We start from the raw sequence: 23,011 nt of genomic DNA, 5'->3' as shown, positions 1-23,011 counted from the left end.
CTCAGCGGAGCGCGCGTCCCCGGGCGGCGAGCAGCGGGATCGCGAGCTCCGTCGCGGTCAGCGACCCGTGGTAGGCGGCCAGCCGGCTCGGCCCCGGCTCCAGTCGGGGGCTGACCAGCGCCCAGCTGCCGCGGGCCAGCGCCACGACGTCCCCGATGCGGGCCGCCAGCGCGTCGTCCACCGGCCCGAAGACCCCGCTGGCGACGGCCTCGTCGCGCCCCACCACCCACGCCCGGTTGCCGAGGACTCCGCGCCAGCGGGCCAGCACGTCGGCCTCCGCCCCGGGCTCGGTGTGCACGTACCGGGCGCGGGGTTCACCGGCGAGCACCCGCACCCCGTCGGCGAGGTCGGGCTCGTCGTCGAGGTCCAGCCGCGTCGCGGCGGGGACGTCGAGCATCCCGTGGTCGGCGGTGACCAGCAGCGCGGCGTCGTCGGGCAGGCCGTCGACCAGCTGCGCGACGACGCGGTCGACCAGGGCGAGCTGCGCGCGCCAGCTGGGCGAGTCGACCCCGCGGACGTGGCCGGTGAGGTCGAGCTCGGCCATGTAGCCGTAGACCAGGGACCGCCGGCCCGCCTCCAGGCCCGAGCGCATGAGCGCGGTGAGGTCCCCGGGCCCCACCGCCCCGGTGTACTCGGCGCCGCGGTAGGCGGCCACGGTGAGGCCCGATCCCGCATAGGCCCAGGGCCCGACGGCGGTGACCGCCACCCCGTCGGCGGCGGCGCGCTCGAAGACGGTGGGCTGCGCCTGCCAGTCGGCGGGGTCGGGGTCGTCGGTCCACTGGGTGTGGTTGAGGGTGCGCCCCTCCCCCGGCACCTCGGTGACGAAGCCCAGGATCCCGTGGCTGCCCGGGGGCAGTCCGGTGCCGATGGTGGTGAGGCTGACCGGGGTGGTGCTGGGACAGGGCGCCTGCAGGGTTCCGGCCGGGCTGCTCATGCCGGCCAGCGTGGGCGCCAGGTCGGCGTGCGCCCGGACGAGGTCGGCGCCCAGGCCGTCCACGAGCAGGACCGCCACGCGGCGGGCCCCGTGCAGCGCGTCGGCCAGGCCCAGCGGGTCGGCGGGCAGGTCCCCCCGGGCCACCGGCGTCCCCAGCGCCGCCGCGACGCCGGGCAGCACGTCGGCGAGGGTGGCGACGCCGTAGGCCGGCCGGTGCAGGTCGGGCGGCAGCACGCCGTCGCCCTCCCCGGTCACGCGCGGGTCGCCAGCAGGTGGAGGCCTGCGGCCACCTCGCGGTAGGGCGAGGTCTCGGCGAGCGCGAGCTCGAGGTCCCGGACGGCGGCCGGATCGGCCCCGGAGGCGGAGTCGAGCAGGTCGGCGACGACGGAGACCCCGCGCCAGGCGCCGGGGGTCAGACCGGCACCGCCGACGAGCGCCAGGAGCTCGTCGGGGCTGAACCGGCGGCGGAGCGGCCGGCCGGGGTGGGCGTCCTGGTCCCGGAGCTGGGCCAGCGCCTCCGCGGGGTGGCCGCCGACGGCTCGGGCGAGGACCGCGCCGGCCCGGTTGGCGACGGCGAGGCTCACCCGGCCGCCGGGCCGCAGCGCGCCGGCGATCTCGGCCAGCGTGACCCCGGGGTCGTCGACCACCTCGAGCACCGAGTGGCACAGCGCGAGGTCGTACCCGCCCTTGTCGTCGGCGAGGACCTCGTGCAGCAGGTCGCCGTCCCCCTGGACACCGCGCACCCGCCCGCCGACACCCGCCGTCTCGGCACGCCGGCGCAGGGTGGCCAGGGCGTCGGCGCTGGGATCGACGACGGTGACGGTGTGCCCCAGGCGGGCCAGCGGGACGGCGAACATCCCGCTCCCCCCGCCGACGTCGAGCACGCGCAGCGCGTCACCGGCGTCGACCAGCGGGTCGAGCGCGGCCCACACGGCGGCGGTGCGGGCGGGCAGCTGCTCCGCGGTCGGCGGAGCGGGAACGGTCGGCACCCACCGGAGCCTAGTGGCGGAGCGCGGCGCCCACCGCTTCCCCGCCGGTGGGCGCCGCGGGCCCGGGCTACGCGTCCGCGCCGTCGGCGGCCCGCCGGATCTCGGCCAGGTCGATGCGGCGCATCTGCAGCATCGCCTGGGTGGCGCGCTGGGCGCGGCCGGGGTCGGGGTCACCGAGCAGCGTCATGAGCTCCGCCGGGATCACCTGCCAGGAGACACCGAAGCGGTCCTTGAGCCAGCCGCACATGCTCTCCTCGCCGCCCTCGGTGAGCCGGTGCCAGTAGTGGTCGGCCTCCTGCTGGTCGGCGCACATGATCTGGAAGGAGACCGCCTCGGTGAACGAGAACTCCGGGCCCCCGTTGAGCGCGGTGTACTCCTGGCCGTCGAGGGTGAAGTCCACGGTCACGACGTCGCCCTCCTTCATCGGTGGGGGCAGGCCGGGCCCATAGCGGGTGACCTTCCCGATGCCGGAGTTCGGGAAGACCGAGGTGTAGAGCGCCGCGGCCTCCTCGGCGGTGCCGTCGAACCACAGGCACGGGATCTGTTTGGGCATGGCCGGTCCTCCTTCGCGCCGGCCGGATGCCGACGTCGGTGGTGGGACTGCCGCCGGCGCCCTGACTCATCGGTCGTCGCGCAGGCCGGTCCAGGCCGCCCATGCGGGCCAGAGGAGGTCGGCGTAGCGCTGGTAGCCGGCGGCGCCGGGATGCGCGCCGTCGCCCTCGGCGACCTCCCGGCGCCAGGTGGCGCTGCCGGTCAGGGACGCCAGCACGCCGGCGTAGGGCACTCCGCGGGCGGCGCAGAGTTCGCCGAAGCGGACGTCGAGCGCGGCGATGCGGTGGTTCTGGCCGGCGTCGGCGACCGGGGGCGGCCCCACGACCAGCACCGGCCACCCGGCGTCCGCGGCCGCGGCCAGCAGCTCCGCGAGCACGGCGACGGACGCGTCCTCGGGCACGCGCGGGCCCCCGGCCTCGACGGTGGTGTCGTTCACGCCGAAGGCCACGACGACCCGGCGGTCGTCCCCGGCCGACAGCCGCGGCCGGCACTCCGCGGACCACCGGGCGAGGACGTCGGCGCTCGTCTCGCGGCGGACGCCGAGGTTGTACGCGGTCAGCGGCAGGCCGGCGCCGTGGCTGCGGGCGCACAGCCGGCCGACCCAGCCCCGGTGTTCGGGATCGCCGACCCCGGCGACGAAGGAGTCACCGATGAAGCAGACGCGCAGATCACGGCTCACCGGGCCCATCGTGCCGATCCACCTCCCGGCCGGCGGCGGGGCACCCGCCGACCGGATCGCCCGTCGTTTACCGGGCCGGCCCCCGGGGGCACGGACCCGTCGTCAGCACCGTCGAACCCTCGCGAGGAGTTCCCATGGTCAGGGCCCCCCGCCCCCGCCTGGTCCGCCGGACCGCGGCCGCGTTCGCCATCACCGCCGCGTCTCTCACGACGGTCGCCTGCGGGGACGACGTGGTCGACGACGACGTGGAGCAGAACATCGAGCAGGGCGTCGACGACGTCGAGCAGGAGGTCGAGGACGCCACCGACGGCGAGGGCTGAGCGCACTGGCCGCAGACCACCGGAACGCACGGTTCCGGTTCGGGCGGGAGCGCGGCTAGCCTGGTGCCCGTGACGGTCCTGATCGGTGCCGGGCTGATCCTCGCCGGGGCGGCCGTGGCCGTGCTCCAGGTACGGCTCGCCGCGGCCTCCTCGGGACCGCCGCCGCGCAGGTGGCACGTGTCCGAGTCGCTCCCCCGTGGTCAGCGGTACGGCTCCGACATCGCCATCGCGGTCCTGCTCTGCGCCGGTGCGTTCGTCGTCGCGCACGGCCGACGGGGGTGGGTGTTCTACGTGGCGATCGTCGGCGCCGCGCTCGTCACCGCCGCCGCGCAGGCGCTCGCTCTGCGCGCGCTGCCCGAGCGCGCCGAGCACTGACGGGCGAGCGTGCGGTCGGGAGCCCACCTCAGTGACCGGAGCTGCCCGGGCTGGAGTGCCAGAGCTTGCGGGGCGGCGCGGCCGCGGCCCGCCGGGCAGCGCCCTTGGTCTCGTCGCCGGCGGGCTTGATGTCGGCGTAGGGCGACATCCGAAACCCGGTCGGGTGGACCAGGACCGGCCGCACGACCACCGGCCGGGAGCCGTGCGAGGCCGCGGCCCCCGCGATCGCCTGCTCGGTGTACTCCCCCGGAGCCGCCATCAGCTCGGCGACCGACTCGAGCCCGCCGGCCTCCCAAGCCTCGTGCAGCGCCGGGAGCTCCCACGCCCCGGTGGCCCGCAGCGACACCCCGCGCGGCCCCGTCCGGCGCAGCACCCCGCGGATGACCAGCAGCCACGAGTGGAAGACCGTCGCGGCGTAGGGGCCCTGCGCGTCCTCGAAGAAGGTCGAGTCGGTGCAGCCGGTGCCGTCGTCGAGGGTCACGAACACCACCCGGCGCCCGGACCGGATCGGCGGGGTCTGGGTGGCCACCTTGACGCCGGCCACCAGCACCTCCGCGCCGCTGCGGCAGCCGAGGAGCTCACCGGCCGGCACCGCGCCGAGCGCCGACAGGAACGGCCGGTAGAAGTCGATCACGTGCCGGCTGGCGTCCAGCCCGAGCACCTCCAGCTCTGCCCGCACCAGCTCGGCGTCGGTGAACTCGGGCAATCCGCTGCTCTCTGCCCACTCCGGGCCGGCCGGCTCCCCGGCGGACTCTTCGGACAGCTCCAGCCCCATGAGGTCCAGGCTCAGCTGCCCGTCGGACGTCGCCCGCGCGCCGCTGCGGCTCCACCGGTCGAGCTCGCTGATCTGCAGCAGCAGGTCGCGCCGGGTCACCTGCCGGCGCCGGCGGGTCGGCCGGCCGGCCTCCCGGTCCCGCATGCCGAAGCCGTAGAGCGAGTCGAAACCACCGGCCAGCACCAGCCGCTCGACCACCGGGCGGGACACCGACGCCCGCGCCCAGAAATCCGTCAGTGACCGATAGGGCTGGCCGGCGACGACCCGCGCCACCTCGTCGTCGGAGATGCCCTTCACGTCGGCCAGCGACAGCCGGATGCCGTACCGCGTCGGGTCGGGCATCGCCGCGGGCATCCACTCCGGACGCTGCCAGCCCGAACTCTCAGCCTCCACCTCACGGTCAGGGCTCGTCGCGTCGTCGTCCACGTCGTCGTCGGCGGCCAGCCGTTCGACGCGGTAGCTGCCGGCCGAGGCGTTGACGTCCAGGCCGAGCACCCGGATGCCGAAGTTGCGGGCGTCGTCGAGGATCAGCCGCTTCGGGTACATGCCGGGGTCGTGGGTGAGGACCCCGGCCAGGAAGGCCGCCGGGTGGTGGGTCTTCAGCCAGGCCGACTGGTAGGTGGGGAGCGCGAACGCCGCGGCGTGGGCCTTGCAGAAACCGAACGACCCGAAGGACGCCAGCACCTCCCACACCCGCTCGGCCACCTCCACCGGGTAGCCGGCAGCCAGCGCCCGCGGCACGAACCACGCCCGCACCTCCGGGTGGGCGTCCTTCTCCCCCAGGGCGCGGCGCACCTCGTCGGCCTCGGCCAGCGTGCAGCCGGCCATCCGGGCCACCACCTGCAGCACCTGCTCGTGGAAGACGACCACCCCGGCGGTCTCGGCGAGCGCGAACTCCAGGTCCGGATGGGGGTACTCCACCTCGCGCCAGCCGTTCCGGGCCATGAGGAAGGGGGTGACCATGTCGCTCTTCACCGGCCCGGGCCGGAACAGCGAGATGTCGATGATGATGTCCTCGAACGTCCGCGGCCCGAACTTGCCGACCAGCTCGCGCTGCCCCGGCGACTCGATCTGGAACATGCCGAGCGTGCGGGTGCTGCGGATCAGCTCGAAGGTCGTCGGGTCGTCCCGCGGGACGGCGTCGATGTCGACCGCCTCCTCGTCGACCCGCTCGATCTCGTCGAGGGCGTGCGCGATCGCCGACTGCATCCGGATGCCGAGCAGGTCCAGCTTGAGCAGCCCCAGCTCCTCGACGTCGTCCTTGTCGAACTGGCTCATCGGGTAGCCGAGGTAGCTGCTCTCCACCGGGGTGCGGTCCAGCAGCGTGGCGTCGGAGAGCAGCACCCCGCACGGGTGCAGGGCGATGTGCCGGGGCAGCCCGTCGAGCCGGGACACGAGGTCGAACAGCAGGTCGAGGTCGCCGGTGCCGCCGGCGCGGCGCGAGCCGTACCGGCTGGCCCGCAGCTCGGGGAGGTCGCGCAGCGCGGCGTGCACCTGATTGGCCCGGATGTGCGGGAACGCCTTGGCGACGGCGTCGACCTCCGCCTGCGGCAGGCCCAGCGCGGCCCCGACGTCGCGGATCGCGTGGCGCACCCGGTAGGTGTCCATCATCGAGATGCAGCTGACCCGGTCGGCGCCGAAGCGGTCGATCACCGCGTCGTAGACCTCCATCCGGCGCGCGGACTCCACGTCGATGTCGATGTCGGGCAGCTGGTGGCGCAGCGGCGAGAGGAACCGCTCCATCAGCAGCCCGTAGCGCAGCGGGTCGACGTCGGAGATGCCCAGCAGGTAGGTGACCAGGCTGCCGGCGCCCGAGCCGCGAGCCGCCGCGCGAACCCTCAAGCTCTTGATGAGGTCGACCACGTCCGCGACGGTGAGGAAGTAGGACGGGTAGCCGAGGGAGTCGATGACCCCGAGCTCCTCCTCCAGCCGCTGCCGCACCCGGGTCGTGGGCACCACGCCCCGCCGCCCGAGCCCCGCCTCGCACCGGGCGCGCAGCACCTGCGCCGGGCCCATCCCCCGCTCCGCCGGCGTGGTGACGACGTCCAGCTCGGGGTACCGCACGCTGCCGATGCCCAGGTCGCCCGCGGGGTCCACGGCGCACTGCTCGGCCAGCCGGGCGGTGCGCTCGAGCAGCCGCAGGGCGGCGTCCCGGTCGGGGCCGGTCAGGTCCTCGGCGACCTCGGCCATCTCCTTGCCCGACTTCAGGTAGCCCTCGGCCGTGGTGCGGTCGACGTGCCGGGCGCCGAGCGGGACCAGCCGCCGGGCGGCGTCCAGCACGTCGGCGGTCGGGGCGTCGAGGGCGTCGACGTACCGGACCGCGTTGCTCAGGACCACCGGCACCTGCTGCTCGGCGGCGAACCGGAGCAGCGCCTGGGCGCGCTGCCGGTCACCCCGGCCCCGGTGGTGCACCACCTCCAGCGCCAGCCCCGGCCCGAAGACCGCCCGCCAGGCGTCCAGCTGCTGGCCGGCCAGGTCGGCCCGACCCGCCAGCAGCGCCCGGCCCACCGGGGAGTCGGGACCGAGCAGGGGGACCAGCCCGGAGGCGTGCTCGGCGGCGATCGCCAGCGAGCTCACCGGCTCGCCGCGGGTGCCGCGCAGGTGGGTGGCGCTGGTCAGCCGGCACAGCGACCGCCAGCCGGCCCCGTTCCGCGCGAGGAAGGTGACCCGGGGCAGCCGCGGGTCGACGTTCACCCCGCCCCGGGCCGGGGTCCGGCGCGGGGGCGCCGCGGCCCGCGACCGCGGGGACCGGGCCGCGGAGGGCTCCTCCCCCAGCACGTGCGCGAGCGCCGGCGGCACGCTGGTACCCAGCGCCGGCGCCACCGCCAGGTCGACCCCGAAGATCGGCCGCACCCCGGCCGACCGGCAGGCCAGCGCGAACTTCACCGCGCCGTAGAGCCCGTCCCGGTCGGTCAGGGCCAGCGCCGGCATGCCGTGCTCGGCGGCCCGGGCCACCAGATCGGCGGGGTGGTTGGCCCCGTACCGCATGGAGTAGCCGGAGGCGACGTGCAGGTGGACGAAGGGGTCACTCACGTCCGGGACCCGGTGGACCGGGACCCCGACCGGGACGGCGCCCCGCCGACCACGTGCGGCCTCGGGTAGCGGGGCGGCTCGGGCGGTGCGTCGACCCCGAGCCCGGCCTCGACCACGGCGAGGAAGCCCCGCACGTCACGGACCAGGTCGTCGGCCTCCCGCTCGGTGACCGCCCGGGACAACCCCGCCTCCGCCGCGGCGCGTTTGGCCGCACCGGCGGCGAAGAAGGTGGCCCACTCCCCCAGTTCGGGGGCGACCTGCCCCAGCAGGACCCAGGCGCTGCGCGGCCGCCGGCGGCCGCCCTCGGGACGGGTGCGGGCGGCCAGCACCGCGGCGGCGGCCCGGAGCGCCGCCAGGTGCGCGGTGGCGTACCGCTCCCGCGGATCGGTGGCCGCGGCCGCCTCGGCCAGGCCGCGGTGCGCCTGGCGGAGCAGCCCGGCGGCCGCGGCGGGCAACGCGGGCGGCAGCGGCAGCTGGCCGGCCGGCACGGCTCGTGCGGCGCCCATCAGTCGTGCACCCGGACGAGCCACCAGCGGTTGCCGGCGGCGTCCCACGTCAGGTCGTAGACGCCGGCGAAGCTCATCCGGGACCGCCCGGCCCGCACCGCCTCCACCCGCCAGACCTCACGGGGCGCCACCAGGTCGTCGGACGCACCGCCCGCCTCCGCGTCCCGCAGCCACCACGGCGCGGTCTCCAGCCAGGAGTCGAGCAGCTCGCCCACGACGTACCGGGACTGCCCGCGCCAGAACTGCACCGGCCCCAGCGGGCCGCGCTCGACCTGCACCTCTTCGCCGGCCCGACCGACGACCTCACCGAGCACCCGGCTCATGACAGCCTCCCCACGCCTCACCCCGCGCGCACGCCCGCCACCCCACCGGCGGGGAAGAGAGCCGGGAAGGACGGGCCGGACGTCGTTCGAACACAGGTTCGAACGACGTCCAGTAGACCCGAGCGCCCACCCCTCGTCAAGCCGGGCCACGGCGTGTCCGTCGACCGCGCCCGCACCCCCCGCCGGACGGGACACACCGGGCGCGCCTCTTTCCGGGCGGTGGCAGGATCAGTGCATGAGCCCACCCCCGCACCCCCGGGTGGCCGCCGTCGCCCGGGCCCTCGCCGCGGCCGGCGCCGAGGGTGAGGTGAGAGTCCTCCCCGCCGAGGTCCGCACCGCGGCCGCAGCCGCCGCCGCGCTGGGCGTGCCGGTCGGTGCGATCGTCAACAGCCTGCTCTTCCTCGCCGACGGCGCGCCGCTGCTCGTCCTCACCAGCGGCGCGCACCGCGTCGACGTCGTCCAGGTCGCGGCGCTGCTCGGCGTCGGCTCCCTGGCGCCCGCCCCCGCGGACGTCGTCCGCGAGCACACCGGCCAGCCCATCGGCGGGGTGGCCCCGGTGGGGCATCCGGCCCCCCTCGGCACCCTCGTCGACGTGGAGCTCGCCCGGTACGACCGGCTGTGGGCCGCGGCGGGGCACCCGACGGCGGTCTTCCCGACCAGCTACGACGAGCTGCTCCGCATCACCGCCGGCACCGCGGCCGAGGTGGGCGGCGGTCCGCTCGACGGGACCGCCACGACGGTCGGCGGCGGCGACCTGTCGGACGCCACCGGGGTCGCGCCGTGACGGGCACCCGCCCGGCCACCCGGATCCTCGAGCTCCCCGTCCCCTGGATGCGGGAGCACATGCACGAGGTGCTGGCCATCTACGGGCTGGCCATGGGCTACGACTCCGGCATCGTCGCCGGCCGGTACGGCTACGCGATCCAGCACACCGAACGGCCCGGCTTCCGCGCCGTCGGGGCCTTCGCGCAGACCCCGGAGGGCGAGCGGCTGGTCGGCTTCGGGTACGGCTACCTCATCGCCCCCGGGCAGTGGTGGCACGACCAGGTGCGCGCGGCGCTGGACCGCCGCACGGCGAAGAAGTGGCTGCCCGGCGCCTTCGAGGTCTGCGAGCTGCACGTCCACCCCGACGCGCAGAGCCAGGGGCTGGGCCGGCGGCTGCTGCACGCGCTGGTCGAGGGCCTGCCGCACCCGGTCGCCCTGCTCTCCACACCGGACGCCGACACCAAGGCGTTCCGGCTGTACCGCGCCGACGGGTTCGTCGACCTGGCCCGCGGCTACCACTTCCCCGGCGACTCCCGCCCCTTCGCGATCCTGGGCGCACGGCTGCCGCTGCATCCGCGCGACCCCTCCGCGACGAACTCCCGGTCGTGACCGCCCCCGAACCCGCCGCACCCGTGGACGTCGCACCCGTGGACGTCGTCGTCGTCGGCTCCGGCCACAACGGCCTCGTGGCCGCCTGCTACCTCGCCCGGGAGGGCCTGTCCGTGGAGGTCGTCGAGTCCGACGACGTCCTCGGCGGGGCGGTCTCCACCGTGGAGCGCTGGCCCGGGGTCCGCGTGGACCGCGGGTCCAGCGCGCACGTCATCGTCCGGCACAGCGGCATCGTCGAGGAGCTCGACCTCGCCGCCCACGGGCTGCGCTACGTCGACTGCGACCCGTGGGGCTTCGCGCCGGCCCCCTCGCCCGGCGATCCCGGGCCGGCCGGCCGGCCGCTGGTCTTCGCCGTGGACCTCGACGCCACCTGCGCCTCGATCGCGGCCGCCTGCGGACCGGCCGACGCCGCGGCCTACCGCCGGTTCGTCGAGGTCTGGGGTCCCCGCAGCCGGGCCGTGGTCGCCTCCTTCGGCCGCGCACCGTCGGCCGGTGGCCTGGTGCGGTCGTTCTGGCCGCTGGGTGCGCCCACCGAGGGACGGCCGCGCACCCCGGGCGGTGAGCTGGCGGTCGACTTCCTCGGCTCCGGCGACGCCCTGCTGGACAAGTGGTTCGGCAGCGAGCGGCTCAAGGCGGCGCTGGCGTGGTTCGGCGCCCAGTCGGGCCCACCGATGTCCGAGCCCGGCACCGCGGCGATGGTCGGCTGGGTGGCGCTGCTGCACGACGTCCCACCCGGGCACCCCGTGGGCGGCTCCGGCGGGCTGACCCAGGCGCTGCGCCGGCGGCTGGAGTCCGACGGCGGCCGGGTCGTGCTCGGCGACGGCGCCGCGCGGCTGCTCGTGGAGGACGGCCGGGTCGCCGGCGTCGAGACCCGCGCCGGCCGGGTGGTCCGGGCACCGGCGGTGGTGGCCGCCTGCCACATCGGCGTCACCCGGGAGCTGGCCGGCGACGCGGCCCCGCCGGTCCTGGCCGACGCCGCCCCACCGGTCGGCAACGGCTTCGGCCTGGTGGTCCGTGCCCTGACCGACGCCCCGCCGTCCTACCCCGGTGCCGGGCCGGAGGCGCTGCAGGGCCTCCAGCTGCTCTGCACCGACCGGGCGCAGCTGGCCGCCGCGCACGGCGACTGGGGTGCCGGGCAGCTGCCCCGCGAGCCGGTGCCGCTGGCCATGTCGTTCTCCGCGAGCGACGACAGCCTGGCCCCGCCCGGGCGGCACGTGGTCACGATCTGGGGCCAGTGGTACCCGTACGCACTGGCCGACGGCGGCGACTGGGACGCCCTGGCCGACACCGAGGCCCGGCGGCTGATCGAGGCCGTCGACCGCCACGCCCCCGGGTTCGCCGCCTCGGTCCGGGAGACGTACGTGCAGACCCCGCTGGCCCTCGAGCGGGAGCTGTCCCTCCCCCGTGGCAACGTCATGCACGTGGAGATGGGCCTGGCCAGCATGTTCGCCCTGCGCCCGGCCCCTGGCCTGTCGGGCTACCGCGTGCCCGGGCTCCCCGGCCTGTACCTCTCCGGCGCCTCCACCCACCCCGGCGGCGGGGTCTCGGGCAACTCCGGGCGGACGGCGGCCCGCACGGTCCTCGCCGACCGCCGGGCGCTGCCCCGCGCGCGGGCGGCGGCCGGCCGCGCGGTCCGCCGGATCCGGGACGGAGCGGGACGGGCGTGACGACCACCACCGCGGCACCGCCGGCACCGACCGCGGCGCGCGTGGTCCCCGTCCTGCTGGTCGCGGCGCTGGTCGCCACGGCGATCGCCTACCCGCTCACCTCGGGCCCCGACCGGGACGTCGTCTCCTGGGGCATCGTGCTGCTCGGCTCGGCGCTGTCGGTCGCGCACGCGGGGCTGAGCCGGGGTGCCCGCACCGGGCTGGGCGTGCTCGTGCTGGTTGCGTCGGTCGCCATCGCGTTCGAGTCGGTCGGGGTGGCCACCGGGTTCCCCTACGGCAGCTACCGCTACAGCGACGTCCTCGGCCCCACCCTGCTCGGCGTCCCGTTCCTGGTGCCGCTGGCCTGGCTGATGATGGCCTGGCCCAGCTGGTTGCTCGGCGAGGTGCTGGCCCGCCCGGTACGCGCGAGCCGCCGCCGGCCGGCGCGGGTCGCCTGGGCGGCGGCGGTCTTCGCGGCGTGGGACGTCGTCCTCGACCCGCAGCTGGTGCAGGCCGGCTACTGGACGTGGGAGCACCCCTCCCCCGGCCTGCCGGGCATCGAGACCGTGCCGCTGACCAACCTCGCCGGGTGGCTGCTGGCCGGGCTGGTGCTGATGACGCTGCTCGACTTGCTGGTCGCCCTCACCGCGAGCGAACCACGCGTCGGCCCGGGCGCCCCGTTGTTCGCGCTGGCGTGGATGACCCTCGGCGGCGCCCTCGCGCACGCCGGCTGGCTGGGCCTGCCCGGCTCGGCGGCCTGGGGGGCGGCGCTGGGCGCCTGCGTCCTGGCCGTCCTGGCGCTGCAGCGCCGGCGCGCGGGGCAGCCGTGAGCGGGCGCCTGCTGCGCACGCTGGCCGGTGTCTCGGTCGCCGGCGCCGTGCACGCTGCCGTCAACACCGCGCTGCTGCGCCGCCCGCCGGCGGATCCCCCGGCGGTGGACCGGCCGGTCACCGTCGTGCTGCCGGTGCGCGACGAGGCCGAGCAGGTCGCCGGCTGCCTGGCGGCGCTGCTCGACCAACGCGGCGCGGAGCGGCTCCGGGTCGTCGTGGTCGACGACGGCTCCACCGACGGCACCGCCGACGTCGTCCGGGCCGTGGGCGACCCGCGGGTGCGGCTGGTGACCGCCCCGCCCCTGCCGGCCGGGTGGCTGGGCAAGCCGCACGCCTGCGCGGTGGGGGCGGCCGAGGCCGGGGACGCCGAGGTGCTGGTGTTCGTCGACGCCGACGTCCGCCTCTTCCCCGACGCCGTCGCCGCGGCCGTGGCGGTGCTCGACGCCCACCGCCTGGACCTGGTCTCGCCGTGGCCGCGGCCGTTGGCGGTGGGCCCGGCGGAGCGCCTGGTGCAGCCACTGGCCCCGTGGCTCTGGCTGACGACCCTGCCCCTGCGGCTGGCCGAGCGCTCGCCCCGCCCGTCGCTGGCCGCCGCCAACGGCCAGTTCCTCGTGGTGCGGCGGTCGGCGTACGAGCGCGCCGGGGGCCACGCGGCCGTGCGCGGGGAGGTGCTCGAGGACATCGCCCTGCTGCGGGCGGTCAAGCGCGCCGGCGGGCGGGGCGTGCCGATCGACGGTTCGTGCCTCGCCGCCTGCCGGATGTACGACGGGTGGGCAGCGGTCCGCGACGGCTACGCGAAGTCGCTGTGGGCCTCCGTGGGCGGGACGCCGGTGGCCGGGCTGGCGGCCGCGGCCACGCTGACCGCCGTCTACGTCGTCCCGCCCCTGGCTGTCCTCCGTGGCTCGCCCGCCGGGCTGGTGGGCTACCTGGCCGGGGTGGCCGGCCGCCTCGCCGGCGCACGGGCCAGCGGAGCGCGCGCCTGGCCGGACGCCCTCGCGCACCCGGTGTCGGTGCTGGCCCTGGACGTCCTGATGATCCGGTCGGTCCGGGGGCGGCGGCGGGGCACCCTGCGCTGGCGCGGCCGACCCGTCGGCGCGACCCGGCCGGCGGCGTCGGCGACGATGAGCCGGTGACCTCCGCCGAGCAGCAGCGCCCACGCACCTCGTTCGACCCGGCCGCGATGGACGCCGGCGCCTTCTACCGTGTGCTGAACTCCGTCGTCGTGCCCCGCCCGATCGCATGGGTGTGCAGCCGCTCCGCCGCCGGCGTGCACAACCTCGCCCCGCACTCCTTCTACACCGTCGCCTGCGTCGACCCGCCGGTCGTCCAGTTCACCTCGGTGGGCCGCAAGGACTCGCTGCGCAACGTGGAGGCCACCGGCGAGTTCACCGTGAACCTGACGCCCGAGGCGCTCTTCGAGCAGGTCAACGCCACCGCCACCGACTTCCCGCCGGACACCAGCGAGGCCGAGCAGGCCGGCGTGCGGCTGGAGCCCGCGGACACGGTCGCCGCGATGCGGGTGGCGGAGTCCCCCGTGTCCATCGAGTGCGTCCTGCACTCGACCCTGCGGCTGGGCGACAGCACCGTCGTCCTCGGCCGGGTCCGGCACATCAGCGTGTGGGCCGACGCCGTGCGGGACGGGCGGCCGCGGATCGAGCACCTCAAGCCGCTGGCCCGGCTCGGCGGCAACGAGTGGACGACGGTGGGCGAGATCCGCGAGATCGCGCGCATCCCCTACCGCCGGTGGGCCGAGGACCCCGCGATCGGGGAGGCCGTCCGCGGGGAGTGACCGCGGTCAGCCCGGCAGGTGGGCGGCGACCTCGTCGGCGGCCTCGGCCCCGAACGCCTCGGCGAAGCGGGCCAGGAAGCTCTCCCGTGGCAGGTCGTACTCCTGCGTGCCGATGACCTCGACCGCGGCGGTGGCGACGGCGGAGCCCAGCTGGGTGGCGCGCTCCAGGCCCAGCCCCCACGTCCGTCCGGCGATGAACCCGGCGCGCAGCGCGTCGCCACCCCCGGTGGGCTCCACCGGCTTGGTCTCGGGCACCGCGATCACCGACAGCGGCTCCTCGCCGGCCCGCCGCACCAGGACGCCGTCGGCGGCGCGGGTGGTCACCCAGATGCCCACGCGGGCGAGCACCTCGTCGGCCGTCCAGCCGGTCTTCTGCAGGAGCAGCGCCGACTCGTACTCGTTGGTGAACAGCACCTCCGCGCCGTGCACCAGCTCGCGGATCATCTCGCCGTCGGCCCAGGCCAGCTGCTGGCTGGGGTCCGCGGCGAAGGCGTAGCCGCGCTGCCGGCACTCCTGCGTGTGGCGCACCATCGCGGTGGGGTCGTTCGGCCCGACCACGACGAGGTCGGGACCGCCCACCCGGTCGACGACCGGTGCGAGCTCGATCTGCGCGGCCTCGGCCATCGCGCCCGAGTAGAACGACGCGATCTGGTTGTTGGCCTCGTCGGTGGTGCACACGAAGCGGGCGGTGTGCTTGAGCTCCGACCAGTGCACGCTGCCGGTGTCCACCCCGTGGCGCGACAGCCAGGCGTCGTAGTCGGCGAAGTCGCTGCCGACCGCCCCCACCAGCACGGGTGCGAGCCCCAGCAGGCCGAGCCCGTAGGCCATGTTGGCCCCGGCGCCGCCGCGGTGCTGCACCAGGTCGTCGACGAGGAAGGAGAGGGAGACGTTCTCCATCTGCCCCTCGACGAACTGCTCGGTGAACCGACCGGGGAAGGTCATCAGGTGGTCGGTGGCGATGGATCCGGTGACGACGACGGGCACGAGAGGCGCTCCTCCGGGTCGGGCTGCCTCCGGCCCGCTGCGCCGCGGTACCGGGCGGGAACGGGAGAGGAACGGCGGGGGTCGGGCACCGCACACCCTAGGTGCCGCGCACGGACACCGCCGCCTCGAGGGCCGTCAGTGCGGCGGCGCGACGTCCTCACCGGGACCGGCCAGCTCGGCCCCCAGCCACCGGCCGAGCTGCACCGTGCCCACGACGCCGAGGAGGAGGCCCGTGGCGGCGCCGGCGGTGACGGCCAGGGTGGCGCCGTCGACCCCCGCGACCTCCAGCCCGCTGACCACCCCGGCACCGCCGAGCGTCAGTCCCGCCATGGCCACCCGGGTGGGCCGCTCCCACAGCGAGATCGGGCCGGTCCGGTCCACACCGGCCTGCCCGGCGCGGGCGCGCAGGTAGTCGGGCAGCCAGCACAGCGCCCCGAACGCGACCGCCAGCCAGCCGGGCGCCCCGGCGACCCACAGCGCTGCCGCGTAGGCGGCCTCGGTGAGCCGGTCGACCACGGAGTCCAGGACGAAGCCGCGCTGGGAGGCGCGCCCGGTACCGATCGCCAACGCCCCGTCGAGGCTGTCCAGCAGGCCGGAGAGCCCCACCAGCACGCCGGCCAGGAGGAGCCAGGCGCCGCCCGCGGCCGCCGGGGGCACGGCCGCGACCGCGACGACCACGCCGGCGGCCGTGGCGAGCGACGGGGGCAGCGCCGCGAGCGGGCGGGCGAGCGCGTGCGCGAGGGTCAGCCAGCCCCGCACGATCGGCGCCTGCGTGTCGGCGCCGCCGTGCCAGCGCGACCAGGCCTCGAGGTACTCGTCACGGCTCAGCACGGCGCCCCCTCCCGCGACCGGGCGCCCTCCGGTGACGCCGGCCCCTCCGCCAGGGACAGTAGGTGAGTGCTCGCCGGTCTCTCCCCTGCCCGCCGCCGTCTGGTCGTCGCGGTGCTCGCCCTCGTCACCGCCGCGGTCGTGGGCCTCGGCGTGCTGCTGGCCACCCGGACCACCGACATCGAGGGCCCGGGCCCGGGTCCGCAGGCGCGGCCGGGGCCGGTGCTGCTGGTGCCCGGGTACGGCGGCGGGACGGCGTCTCTGATGACGCTGGCCGACCGGCTGGAGCAGGCCGGCCGCGACGCCACCGTGGTGCCGCTGCCCGGGAACGGCACGGGCGACCTGGGCGAGGCTGCCGCGGCGCTCGACGAGGCCGCCCGCGCGGCCCTGGATCGCACCGGCGAGGAGAGCGTGGACGTCGTCGGGTACTCGGCCGGCGGGGTGATCGCCCGGCTGTGGGTCGTCGACGGCGGCGCGGAGGTGGCCCGCCGCGTCGTGACGCTCGGCTCGCCGCACCACGGCACGGGGCTCGCGGACCTGGCCGGGCAGGTGGCGCCGTCTTCCTGCCCGGAGGGGTGCCGGCAGCTGGCCACCGACAGCCCGGTCCTCGCCCGGCTCAACGCGGGCGACGAGACGCCGGGTGACGTGGGCTGGGTGTCGGTCTGGACCACGCTCGACCGCACGGTCACCCCGCCGGACTCGGCCCGGCTCGACGGTGCGCTCAACCTGACCGTGCAGTCGGTGTGCGCGGAGAGCCGGGTCGGGCACGGGCAGCTGCCCGGCGACCCGCTGGTGCAGTCGATCGTGCTCGAGCAGCTCACCGCCGGGGAGCCGGTGGCGCTGGACGCCGCCGACTGCGCCCGCCTGAGCGGTTAGCTGGTGACGTCCTTGGTGGTGAAGTTCGCCCAGGCGGCGGCGAGCAGCACGCCGACGTAGACCGCCTGCAGCGCGAGCCCGCGGGTGATGTCCCGCCACAGGATCGGGTCGCGGAACAGGTCGACGAACGCCAGCCAGTAGCGCGTCGGGAGGTAGGGCGCGATCGGCGAGGCGGCGTCGAGGGTGAACAGCAGCGAGGACGTGACCAGCACGGCGAGCGCGCCCATCGTCGCGCCGAGCGGTGAGTCGGTGAGGGTCGAGAAGAACAGCGCGAACGCTGCGACGCCGAGCATGGAGACCCCGACGTAGCCGACGGCCAGCACGGTGCGCACGCCCAGCTCCTCCGCGCTGAGCGACGTCCCCGACACCGACGTCCCCGTACCCGGCCGCGCCTCGAACAGAGTCGTCCCCACGAGGTACCCGACGGCCGCGACCACGACCACGGTGACCAGCACGAAGGCCAGGACGGCCACGAGCTTGGCCACCAGCAGCCGGGTCCGCCCCGCCGGCCGGGCCAGCAGGTAGCGCAGCGTGCCCGCCTGCGCCTCGCCGGCGATCGAGTCGCCGGCGACCACCGCCACCGCGATGGGCAGGAACAGCGGCAGCACGATCGCCAGCGCGGCGAGCGGGTACAGCGCGCCGTTGGTGAGGACGGCAGAGAGGAACGGCGGGCCCTCGCCCGGCCGCGGGGCCAGGTCGGTGAGCACGAGCAGCACGGCCACGAGCACCGGCAGCGCGTTGAGCACGGCGATCGTCGCCCAGGTGCGCGGCCGCCGGAACAGCTTGCGCAGCTCCACGGCGATCACCGTGCGCGCTCCACCCGGTCGGCGCTGGTGGCCGCGGCCGCCAGCACGACCTCCTCGAGCGTCGGGCGATCGGCCGCGAGGCCGGTGACCGGGACGCCGGCGCGCACGAGCAGCGCGTTGACCTCGGCGGGGTCGCCGCCGCGCACCACCACCCGCTCGCCGTCCACGGCGGCGACGCGGCCGTCGAGCACCGCGCGCACCTGCCCGGGCGCGGGCGTGCGGACGACGGTGGCGCCGGTCGGGGCGGTGAGGGTGGCCAGGTCGTCCTGCAGCACGAGGTGGCCGCGGTCGAGCACGCCCACGCGGGTGCAGAGCTGCTCGACCTCGGCCAGCAGGTGGCTGGAGAGGAAGACCGTCGTCCCGCCGCGGTGCAGCTCCAGCAGCAGCTCGCGGATCTCGGAGATGCCCTGCGGGTCGAGCCCGTTGGTCGGCTCGTCGAGCACCAGGAGCTCGGGACGGCGGAGCAGCGCGCCGGCCAGGCCGAGGCGCTGCCGCATGCCGAGCGAATACGCCTTCACCGGCCGGCGTCCCACGCCCCCCAGCCCGACCTGGTCGAGCACCTCGGCGACGCGCCGGCGCCGGTCGCGGCGCGGTCCACCGGGGCCGGCGGCGTCGAGCAACGCGAGGTTCTCCCTGCCGGAGAGGTGGCCGTAGGCGGCAGGCGACTCGATCAGCGCTCCCACCCGGGGCAGCACGCGGCGGCCGGCGCGCGGCATCCGCCCGCCGAGCAGGTCGATCTCCCCGCGGGTCGGCAGGACGAGGCCGAGCAGCATCCGCACGGTGGTCGTCTTCCCCGAGCCGTTGGCGCCGAGGAAGCCGTAGACGTCGCCGGCGCGCACGTCCAGGTCGATGCCGTCGACGGCGCGCACCCGCCCGTACTGCTTGGCCAGACCGCGGGTCGCGATGACCGTGCTCACCGCTGCCGCCCCAGCACCGGCAGCTCCGCGGCGGCCTCGACCAGTGCGTCGAGGGTGACCGTCCCGGTGAGCAGGTACGGTTCCGCGTCCTGCGGGTCCACGAGCATGAGTGCGACGGGGCCGGCCGCGATGCGGGTGCTCGTCTCGTCGGTGACGGCGTCCGGGCTCTGCGCCAGCGTGCGGCGCAAGGCTTCCGCCACCAGCCGCGGCACGGGGGCGACGGCGAGCAGGGTGACACCGCGCCCGTAGAGCCCGATGCCGGGCGGAGCGCCGTCGAGCGTCCGGCGCGGCAGCCCGGCCAGCGTGGGGAGGAAGCGCACCGGCGGGAGCCGCCGCCCCGCCTCGAGCACGATCTCGGCCTGGTCGGCGGTGCGCAGGTGGGCGTCCGGGGGCGGGGCGAAGGACGTGGTCGCGGCATCCGGGACCGCCAGCTCCAGGTCCAGGAAGCGGGTATCCAGCGCCGGCACCTCGGAGGTCTTGCCGAGGACCACCACCTGCACCGGCAGGCCGCTGGCCCGGTCCACCCACACGTCGACCTGCCGCACCGACGAGGCGGGGTCCGCCGGGGTCGAGCGCAGCCCGAGGGCGTCACGCCCGGCGATCCGCCGGGCCCCGATGCGGGTCAGCTCCTCGTCGGCGGCCTCGGACAGCAAGCGGCGGCCCAGGGTGGCGGGCAGCAGGTCCGGCGGGGCGGGGAGGGCGAACGGCGTGGCGTCCGCCCACGTCGCGGTGGCGCGCTCGTACTCCCAGGTCCAGGTGCCCCGGGCATCGCGGTGGATGCCCGTCTCACCGGCCGTGGTGACGACGGCGACCCGATGGTCGTCGGGGCCCCGCCACCACACGCGCATCTCCGTGCGGTCGCTGAACAGGTCCGCGAGGGAGTCCAGCTGGTCGGTCACCGGCAGGGCCAGCCCGCCGGCCGATTCGGCGTACCCGGAGTACTGCACGTCCCGCGAGGCCAGGACCGCCGCACGCAGCTCGGCCGCGGGCACCGCCGGGTCTTCGACCGGGAGCGCGCCCACCAGCGCCGGGAGCGCGACGAGGACCGCGACGACCGCCCCCACGACGGCCCAGCGCGGAGCCGCCGCCCGCGGTCCGGACGCCATGCGGTCACCGTAGCCCCGGCCGGCCCGGTGGGTCCCGCGGCGATCCTCACCGGGAACTCACCGGGAGGGCTATCGGGCGGCTCGGTCCACGGACACCGCGGGCGCGGCGCCGAGCACCCGGCCGACCCACAGCTGCAGCACGCGCCGGTCGCGGTCACCGTCCTCGCGCAGGACGCTGGTGAGAGCCAGCCCGCGGTAGAGGGCGAGCAGGCCGTCGATCTCGGTCCGGTCCCGGGAGGAGCCGGGGAACAGCTCGGCGACCAGGTCGCGGACGGCCGCCCCCACCCGCCGCTCGGCGGGGAGCAGCGCGGCGCGCAGCACCGGCTCGGTGCGTGCGGCGGCCCACAGCTCCAGCCCGGCCAGGAACAGCGGGCCGGACATCACCCGGTGCAGGAGGTCCACCTCGCTGGCCACCCGGCCGGTCGCGGCATCGGCACGCACCTGCTGGATCTGCGCGTCGGCGACGTGCGAGACGGCGGCGACCAGCAGCGCCTCCTTGGTGGCGAAGTGGTGCAGCAGCGCCCCGCGGGACAGCCCCGCCCGCTCCTGCACCCGCTGCGTCGTCGTCCCGGCGTAGCCGTGCTCGACCAGGCAGTCGATGGTCGCGGAGAGCAGCCGCGCCCGGGTGTCCGCCCGGCGCTGCTCCTGGGTGCGTCGCTCCGTCACCGCGTCAGGATAGGTACTGACAAACCGTCCGAACGGACTGTAAGTTGCCGTCCGACTCGAGAGGGAGTGGTGACCGGTGTTGACGGTGGAGCTGGTGCGGAGGGGCGCCCGGCGGTTCGCGGACCGCACGGCAGTGATGAGCGGCGATGCGTCGCTGACCTTCCGGGAGGTGGACGAGACCGCCAACCGGATGGCGCACGTGCTGATCGGGCTGGGGGTGGCCCGTGGGGACCGGGTCGGCCTCCTGGTCGAGAACGGGCTGTGGTCGGTGCCGATCGACTTCGCCTGCCTCAAGGCCGGCGCCGCGCGCGTGCCGCTCAACGCCCGGCTGTCGGCCGACGAGCAGGCGCGGATGCTCGCCGCCACCGGCGTCCGGATGCTCATCCACGGTGCGGCGCTCGCCGACCGGGCGGCGGAGCTCGCCGGGCGGGTGGACGGCCTCCGGCTGGTCAGCCTGGGCCAGACCTCCGACGTCGAGGCACTCGACCTGCTCGACGAGATGGCCGACGCGAGCGCCGCCGACCCGCGGTTGCCCGCCGAGCCCACCGACCCGGTGCTGATCCTCTACACCTCGGGCACGACCGGCGCGCTCAAGGCGGTGGTGCACACCCAGGCCAGCTACGCCGCCATCTGCGCCAACATCCTGGCGAACCTGGTCTCCCCCGGCCGGGACTCGGTCATGCTGCACGCGGCGTCGCTGATCCACGCCAGCGGCACGTTCGTGCTCCCCTACTGGATCCGCGGCGGCGCGGCCGCCGTCCTGCCGGGCTTCGACCCCGCCAGCTACCTGGACTCACTCGCCCGCTACCGGGCCACCGAGATCAACCTGGTACCCACCATGCTCGGCATGCTGCTGTCCTCCGGCGCCGCCGAGCGCGCCGACGTCTCCAGCCTTCGCACGGCGGTGTACGGCGCCAGCCCCATGCCCGGCCCGGTGCTGGCGCAGGCCCTCGACGTGTGGGGTCCACGCCTGGTGCAGTACTACGGGCAGACGGAGGCACCCCTGGCGATCACCGTGCTCGACGCCCTCGACCACACCGACCCGTCCCTGGCCGGCTCGTGCGGCCACCCCTCGGTCGACGCCGAGGTCCGGGTCGTCGGCAGCGACGGCGGCGCCCTGCCGGCCGGCGAGATCGGCGAGCTCCAGGTGCGTGCCCCCTTCGGCATGGCCGGCTACCACGACGCGCCCACCCTCACCGCCGAGACGATCAGCGGGGACGGCTGGATCGCCACCCGCGACCTGGCCCGGCTGGACGACCGCGGCTACCTCACGCTTGTCGACCGGACCAGCGACATGATCATCACCGGCGGCTACAACGTGTACCCGCGGGAGGTCGAGGAGGTGCTCATGGCCCACCCGGCGGTGTCCGGTGCGGCCGTCGTCGCCGCACCCGACCCGACGTGGGTGGAGGCGGTGACCGCCTTCGTCACGCTCCGCCCCGGGTCGAGCGCCACCCCCGACGAGCTGCGGGACGCGGTGCGCGGCGCGCTCGCCGGTTACAAGGTCCCCAAGACCGTGCACGTCGTCGACCAGCTCCCCCTCTCCCCCGTCGGGAAGATCCTCCGCCGGGCCCTGCGCGAGCCGCTGTGGGCCGACGCCGCGGGGCGCTCGTCGTGAGCGAGACGGTGACCGTCGAGCGGAACGGTCCGGTGACGACGGTGCGGCTGTCCCGCCCGGCGGCACGCAACGCCGTCGACGGGCCCACCGCCGCCGCGCTCGCCGACGCGTTCCGGGCCTTCGACGCCGACGACGAGGCCGCCGTGGCGGTGCTGCACGGCGAGGGCGGCACCTTCTGCGCCGGCGCGGACCTGCGGGCCATCGGGACCGACCGCGGCAACCGCACCGAGACCGACGGGGACGGGCCCATGGGCCCCACACGGATGCGGCTGCGCAAGCCCGTCATCGCCGCGATCGCCGGGCACGCCGTCGCCGGCGGCCTGGAGCTCGCGCTGTGGTGCGACCTGCGGGTCGCCGACGAGACGGCGATTCTCGGGGTCTACTGCCGCCGCTGGGGCGTGCCACTGGTCGACGGCGGCACCGTGCGGCTGCCGCGACTGATCGGCACCTCCCGGGCCATGGACCTGGTGCTCACCGGGCGAGGGGTGGACGCCGCCGAGGCGCTGCAGATCGGATTGGTCAACCGGGTCGTGCCCGCCGGGCAGGCGCTGACCGAGGCCCGGGCGCTGGCCGCCCGGATCGCCGCCTTCCCCCAGACCTGCCTGCGGGAGGACCGGGCCTCCCTGCTGGAACAGGACGGCCTCGACGAGGAGGCGGCCATGGCCAACGAGTTCCGCCACGGCATGGCCTCCCTCGCCGTCGACGCGCTGCCGGGGGCCGCACGCTTCGCCGCCGGGGAGGGCAGGCACGGCAGCGGCGTCTGACCCGGCCCGGGTGGCCACCGCGGCGCGGGACGACACGACTCCGCGCCCGGGGCCGCACCGCGCTGAGCAGCACCTTCGCGCAAGTACGTCTTGCACTCCCGGGTTATCGAACGTACGTTCGATGCATGGCGGACGCCGGCGCAGTGAGCGACTGGTACGCCACCGCCCGCGCCCGGGCGGTGGCCGCCGGACGGCGCCGACGAGCCCGCGAGGCGTCCACCGAGTGGCCCGAGTCCGCCCCGCCGGTGAGGCTGGCCGCCGGCCCGCTCGGCGAGGTGCAGGCCGCGGACCGCGAGATCGCCCGGCAGACCGCGCTGCGCG

At 76.4% G+C, this 23,011-nt stretch carries 24 protein-coding genes; 11 read left to right on the top strand and 13 right to left on the bottom strand.

Features of this window, described 5'->3' with window-relative positions; genetic code table 11:
* Window position 1: 1 nt before the first annotated feature.
* The 4 genes from ACI8AG_RS12160 to ACI8AG_RS12145 all read right to left on the bottom strand — a co-directional run bounded on the left by ACI8AG_RS12160 (window position 2) and on the right by ACI8AG_RS12145 (window position 3,154).
* A complete protein-coding gene (locus ACI8AG_RS12160; protein WP_456597240.1) occupies window positions 2-1,189 on the bottom strand; it encodes an alkaline phosphatase family protein in 1,188 nt (395 codons plus the stop codon).
* The gene (locus tag ACI8AG_RS12155) at window positions 1,186-1,923 is read right to left on the bottom strand and encodes a class I SAM-dependent methyltransferase (protein WP_456597239.1); all 738 of its coding nucleotides are present in this window, start codon (window positions 1,921-1,923) and stop codon (window positions 1,186-1,188) included. Before ACI8AG_RS12155 ends, ACI8AG_RS12160 begins: the two co-directional genes overlap by 4 nt.
* A 67-nt stretch (window positions 1,924-1,990) precedes the next feature.
* A complete protein-coding gene (locus ACI8AG_RS12150) occupies window positions 1,991-2,476 on the bottom strand; it encodes a VOC family protein (RefSeq protein ID WP_456589484.1) in 486 nt (161 codons plus the stop codon).
* A gap of 66 nt (window positions 2,477-2,542) precedes the next feature.
* A complete protein-coding gene (locus ACI8AG_RS12145) occupies window positions 2,543-3,154 on the bottom strand; it encodes a GDSL-type esterase/lipase family protein (RefSeq protein ID WP_456597238.1) in 612 nt (203 codons plus the stop codon).
* 134 nt (window positions 3,155-3,288) lie between these two features.
* On the opposite strand from ACI8AG_RS12145, the gene ACI8AG_RS12140 reads away from it, so the two are divergent.
* Together ACI8AG_RS12140 and ACI8AG_RS12135 are read left to right on the top strand one after the other, a co-directional pair.
* Window positions 3,289-3,474 (top strand): hypothetical protein, encoded by a 186-nt coding sequence (locus ACI8AG_RS12140; protein WP_456597237.1) that lies wholly within the window; start codon window positions 3,289-3,291, stop codon window positions 3,472-3,474.
* Between the two features lie 69 nt (window positions 3,475-3,543).
* Window positions 3,544-3,849, top strand: coding sequence for a hypothetical protein (locus tag ACI8AG_RS12135; RefSeq protein WP_456597236.1), 306 nt, complete (start codon window positions 3,544-3,546; stop codon window positions 3,847-3,849).
* Between the two features lie 28 nt (window positions 3,850-3,877).
* Here ACI8AG_RS12135 and ACI8AG_RS12130 read toward each other — a convergent pair whose 3' ends face one another.
* Genes ACI8AG_RS12130 through ACI8AG_RS12120 form a run of 3 tightly spaced genes read right to left on the bottom strand, consistent with a single transcriptional unit; the run spans window position 3,878 to window position 8,486 of the window.
* Window positions 3,878-7,657, bottom strand: coding sequence for a DNA polymerase III subunit alpha (locus ACI8AG_RS12130; protein WP_456597235.1), 3,780 nt, complete (start codon window positions 7,655-7,657; stop codon window positions 3,878-3,880).
* A complete protein-coding gene (locus ACI8AG_RS12125) occupies window positions 7,654-8,163 on the bottom strand; it encodes an SAV_6107 family HEPN domain-containing protein (RefSeq protein ID WP_456589488.1) in 510 nt (169 codons plus the stop codon). Before ACI8AG_RS12125 ends, ACI8AG_RS12130 begins: the two co-directional genes overlap by 4 nt.
* Complete coding sequence (locus tag ACI8AG_RS12120) at window positions 8,163-8,486, bottom strand: DUF6504 family protein (RefSeq protein ID WP_456589489.1); 324 nt, start codon at window positions 8,484-8,486, stop codon at window positions 8,163-8,165. The genes ACI8AG_RS12125 and ACI8AG_RS12120 overlap by 1 nt, the downstream gene beginning before the upstream one ends.
* 235 nt (window positions 8,487-8,721) lie before the next feature.
* Between ACI8AG_RS12120 and ACI8AG_RS12115 the strand changes: the two genes are divergently transcribed.
* The 6 genes from ACI8AG_RS12115 to ACI8AG_RS12090 are packed head-to-tail and all read left to right on the top strand — an operon-like array spanning window position 8,722 to window position 14,125.
* The gene (locus tag ACI8AG_RS12115) at window positions 8,722-9,270 is read left to right on the top strand and encodes a YbaK/EbsC family protein (protein ID WP_456589490.1); all 549 of its coding nucleotides are present in this window, start codon (window positions 8,722-8,724) and stop codon (window positions 9,268-9,270) included.
* Window positions 9,267-9,860: a GNAT family N-acetyltransferase gene (locus tag ACI8AG_RS12110; protein WP_456589491.1), complete on the top strand. Its 594-nt coding sequence runs from the start codon at window positions 9,267-9,269 to the stop codon at window positions 9,858-9,860. Before ACI8AG_RS12115 ends, ACI8AG_RS12110 begins: the two co-directional genes overlap by 4 nt.
* Window positions 9,857-11,527, top strand: a complete 1,671-nt coding sequence (locus ACI8AG_RS12105) for a phytoene desaturase family protein (RefSeq protein ID WP_456597234.1) — start codon at window positions 9,857-9,859, stop codon at window positions 11,525-11,527. Before ACI8AG_RS12110 ends, ACI8AG_RS12105 begins: the two co-directional genes overlap by 4 nt.
* The gene (locus ACI8AG_RS12100) at window positions 11,524-12,336 is read left to right on the top strand and encodes a carotenoid biosynthesis protein (RefSeq protein ID WP_456597233.1); all 813 of its coding nucleotides are present in this window, start codon (window positions 11,524-11,526) and stop codon (window positions 12,334-12,336) included. The genes ACI8AG_RS12105 and ACI8AG_RS12100 overlap by 4 nt, the downstream gene beginning before the upstream one ends.
* Window positions 12,333-13,469: a glycosyltransferase gene (locus ACI8AG_RS12095; protein WP_456597232.1), complete on the top strand. Its 1,137-nt coding sequence runs from the start codon at window positions 12,333-12,335 to the stop codon at window positions 13,467-13,469. Before ACI8AG_RS12100 ends, ACI8AG_RS12095 begins: the two co-directional genes overlap by 4 nt.
* Window positions 13,466-14,125 carry a flavin reductase family protein gene (locus tag ACI8AG_RS12090; protein ID WP_456589495.1) on the top strand — a complete coding sequence of 220 codons (660 nt, stop codon included), beginning with the start codon at window positions 13,466-13,468 and terminating at the stop codon, window positions 14,123-14,125. Before ACI8AG_RS12095 ends, ACI8AG_RS12090 begins: the two co-directional genes overlap by 4 nt.
* A 6-nt stretch (window positions 14,126-14,131) precedes the next feature.
* On the opposite strand, the gene ACI8AG_RS12085 is transcribed toward ACI8AG_RS12090, so the two are convergent.
* Both ACI8AG_RS12085 and ACI8AG_RS12080 read right to left on the bottom strand, forming a co-directional pair.
* Complete coding sequence (locus tag ACI8AG_RS12085; protein WP_456589496.1) at window positions 14,132-15,109, bottom strand: carbohydrate kinase family protein; 978 nt, start codon at window positions 15,107-15,109, stop codon at window positions 14,132-14,134.
* 135 nt (window positions 15,110-15,244) lie between these two features.
* Window positions 15,245-15,940, bottom strand: a complete 696-nt coding sequence (locus ACI8AG_RS12080; RefSeq protein WP_456597231.1) for a CDP-alcohol phosphatidyltransferase family protein — start codon at window positions 15,938-15,940, stop codon at window positions 15,245-15,247.
* Between the two features lie 66 nt (window positions 15,941-16,006).
* On the opposite strand from ACI8AG_RS12080, the gene ACI8AG_RS12075 reads away from it, so the two are divergent.
* Window positions 16,007-16,813 (top strand): lipase family alpha/beta hydrolase, encoded by an 807-nt coding sequence (locus tag ACI8AG_RS12075; RefSeq protein ID WP_456597230.1) that lies wholly within the window; start codon window positions 16,007-16,009, stop codon window positions 16,811-16,813.
* Here ACI8AG_RS12075 and ACI8AG_RS12070 read toward each other — a convergent pair.
* The 4 genes from ACI8AG_RS12070 to ACI8AG_RS12055 form a co-directional block, all read right to left on the bottom strand.
* Window positions 16,810-17,610 (bottom strand): ABC transporter permease, encoded by an 801-nt coding sequence (locus ACI8AG_RS12070; protein ID WP_456597229.1) that lies wholly within the window; start codon window positions 17,608-17,610, stop codon window positions 16,810-16,812. The two genes, ACI8AG_RS12075 and ACI8AG_RS12070, sit on opposite strands and share 4 nt — an antisense overlap.
* Before the next feature lie 5 nt (window positions 17,611-17,615).
* Window positions 17,616-18,536 (bottom strand): ABC transporter ATP-binding protein, encoded by a 921-nt coding sequence (locus tag ACI8AG_RS12065; protein ID WP_456597228.1) that lies wholly within the window; start codon window positions 18,534-18,536, stop codon window positions 17,616-17,618.
* Window positions 18,533-19,642 (bottom strand): LolA family protein, encoded by a 1,110-nt coding sequence (locus tag ACI8AG_RS12060; RefSeq protein WP_456597227.1) that lies wholly within the window; start codon window positions 19,640-19,642, stop codon window positions 18,533-18,535. Before ACI8AG_RS12060 ends, ACI8AG_RS12065 begins: the two co-directional genes overlap by 4 nt.
* Before the next feature lie 69 nt (window positions 19,643-19,711).
* Entirely contained in the window at window positions 19,712-20,308 is a 597-nt protein-coding gene (locus tag ACI8AG_RS12055) for a TetR/AcrR family transcriptional regulator (RefSeq protein ID WP_456597226.1), read from the bottom strand.
* A 76-nt stretch (window positions 20,309-20,384) separates the two neighbouring features.
* Here ACI8AG_RS12055 and ACI8AG_RS12050 point away from each other — a divergent pair, with 76 nt between their 5' ends.
* Entirely contained in the window at window positions 20,385-21,926 is a 1,542-nt protein-coding gene (locus tag ACI8AG_RS12050) for a class I adenylate-forming enzyme family protein (protein ID WP_456597225.1), read from the top strand.
* On the top strand, window positions 21,923-22,690 hold the full coding sequence (locus tag ACI8AG_RS12045; protein WP_456589504.1) for a crotonase/enoyl-CoA hydratase family protein: 768 nt from the start codon (window positions 21,923-21,925) through the stop codon (window positions 22,688-22,690). Before ACI8AG_RS12050 ends, ACI8AG_RS12045 begins: the two co-directional genes overlap by 4 nt.
* Window positions 22,691-23,011 lie beyond the last annotated feature (321 nt).

The organism is Blastococcus sp. SYSU DS0552, from assembly GCF_054050815.1.
This window is presented reverse-complemented; position numbering and strand designations above follow the sequence as displayed.

Excerpts from the sequence above, each read along its gene's own strand:
- ACI8AG_RS12060 (WP_456597227.1), bottom strand. The coding sequence starts at position 19,642 with ATGGCGTCCGGACCGCGGGCGGCGGCTCCGCGCTGGGCCGTCGTGGGG.
- ACI8AG_RS12140 (WP_456597237.1), top strand. The coding sequence starts at position 3,289 with ATGGTCAGGGCCCCCCGCCCCCGCCTGGTCCGCCGGACCGCGGCCGCG.
- ACI8AG_RS12115 (WP_456589490.1), top strand. The coding sequence starts at position 8,722 with ATGAGCCCACCCCCGCACCCCCGGGTGGCCGCCGTCGCCCGGGCCCTC.
- ACI8AG_RS12120 (WP_456589489.1), bottom strand. The coding sequence starts at position 8,486 with ATGAGCCGGGTGCTCGGTGAGGTCGTCGGTCGGGCCGGCGAAGAGGTG.
- ACI8AG_RS12125 (WP_456589488.1), bottom strand. The coding sequence starts at position 8,163 with ATGGGCGCCGCACGAGCCGTGCCGGCCGGCCAGCTGCCGCTGCCGCCC.
- ACI8AG_RS12150 (WP_456589484.1), bottom strand. The coding sequence starts at position 2,476 with ATGCCCAAACAGATCCCGTGCCTGTGGTTCGACGGCACCGCCGAGGAG.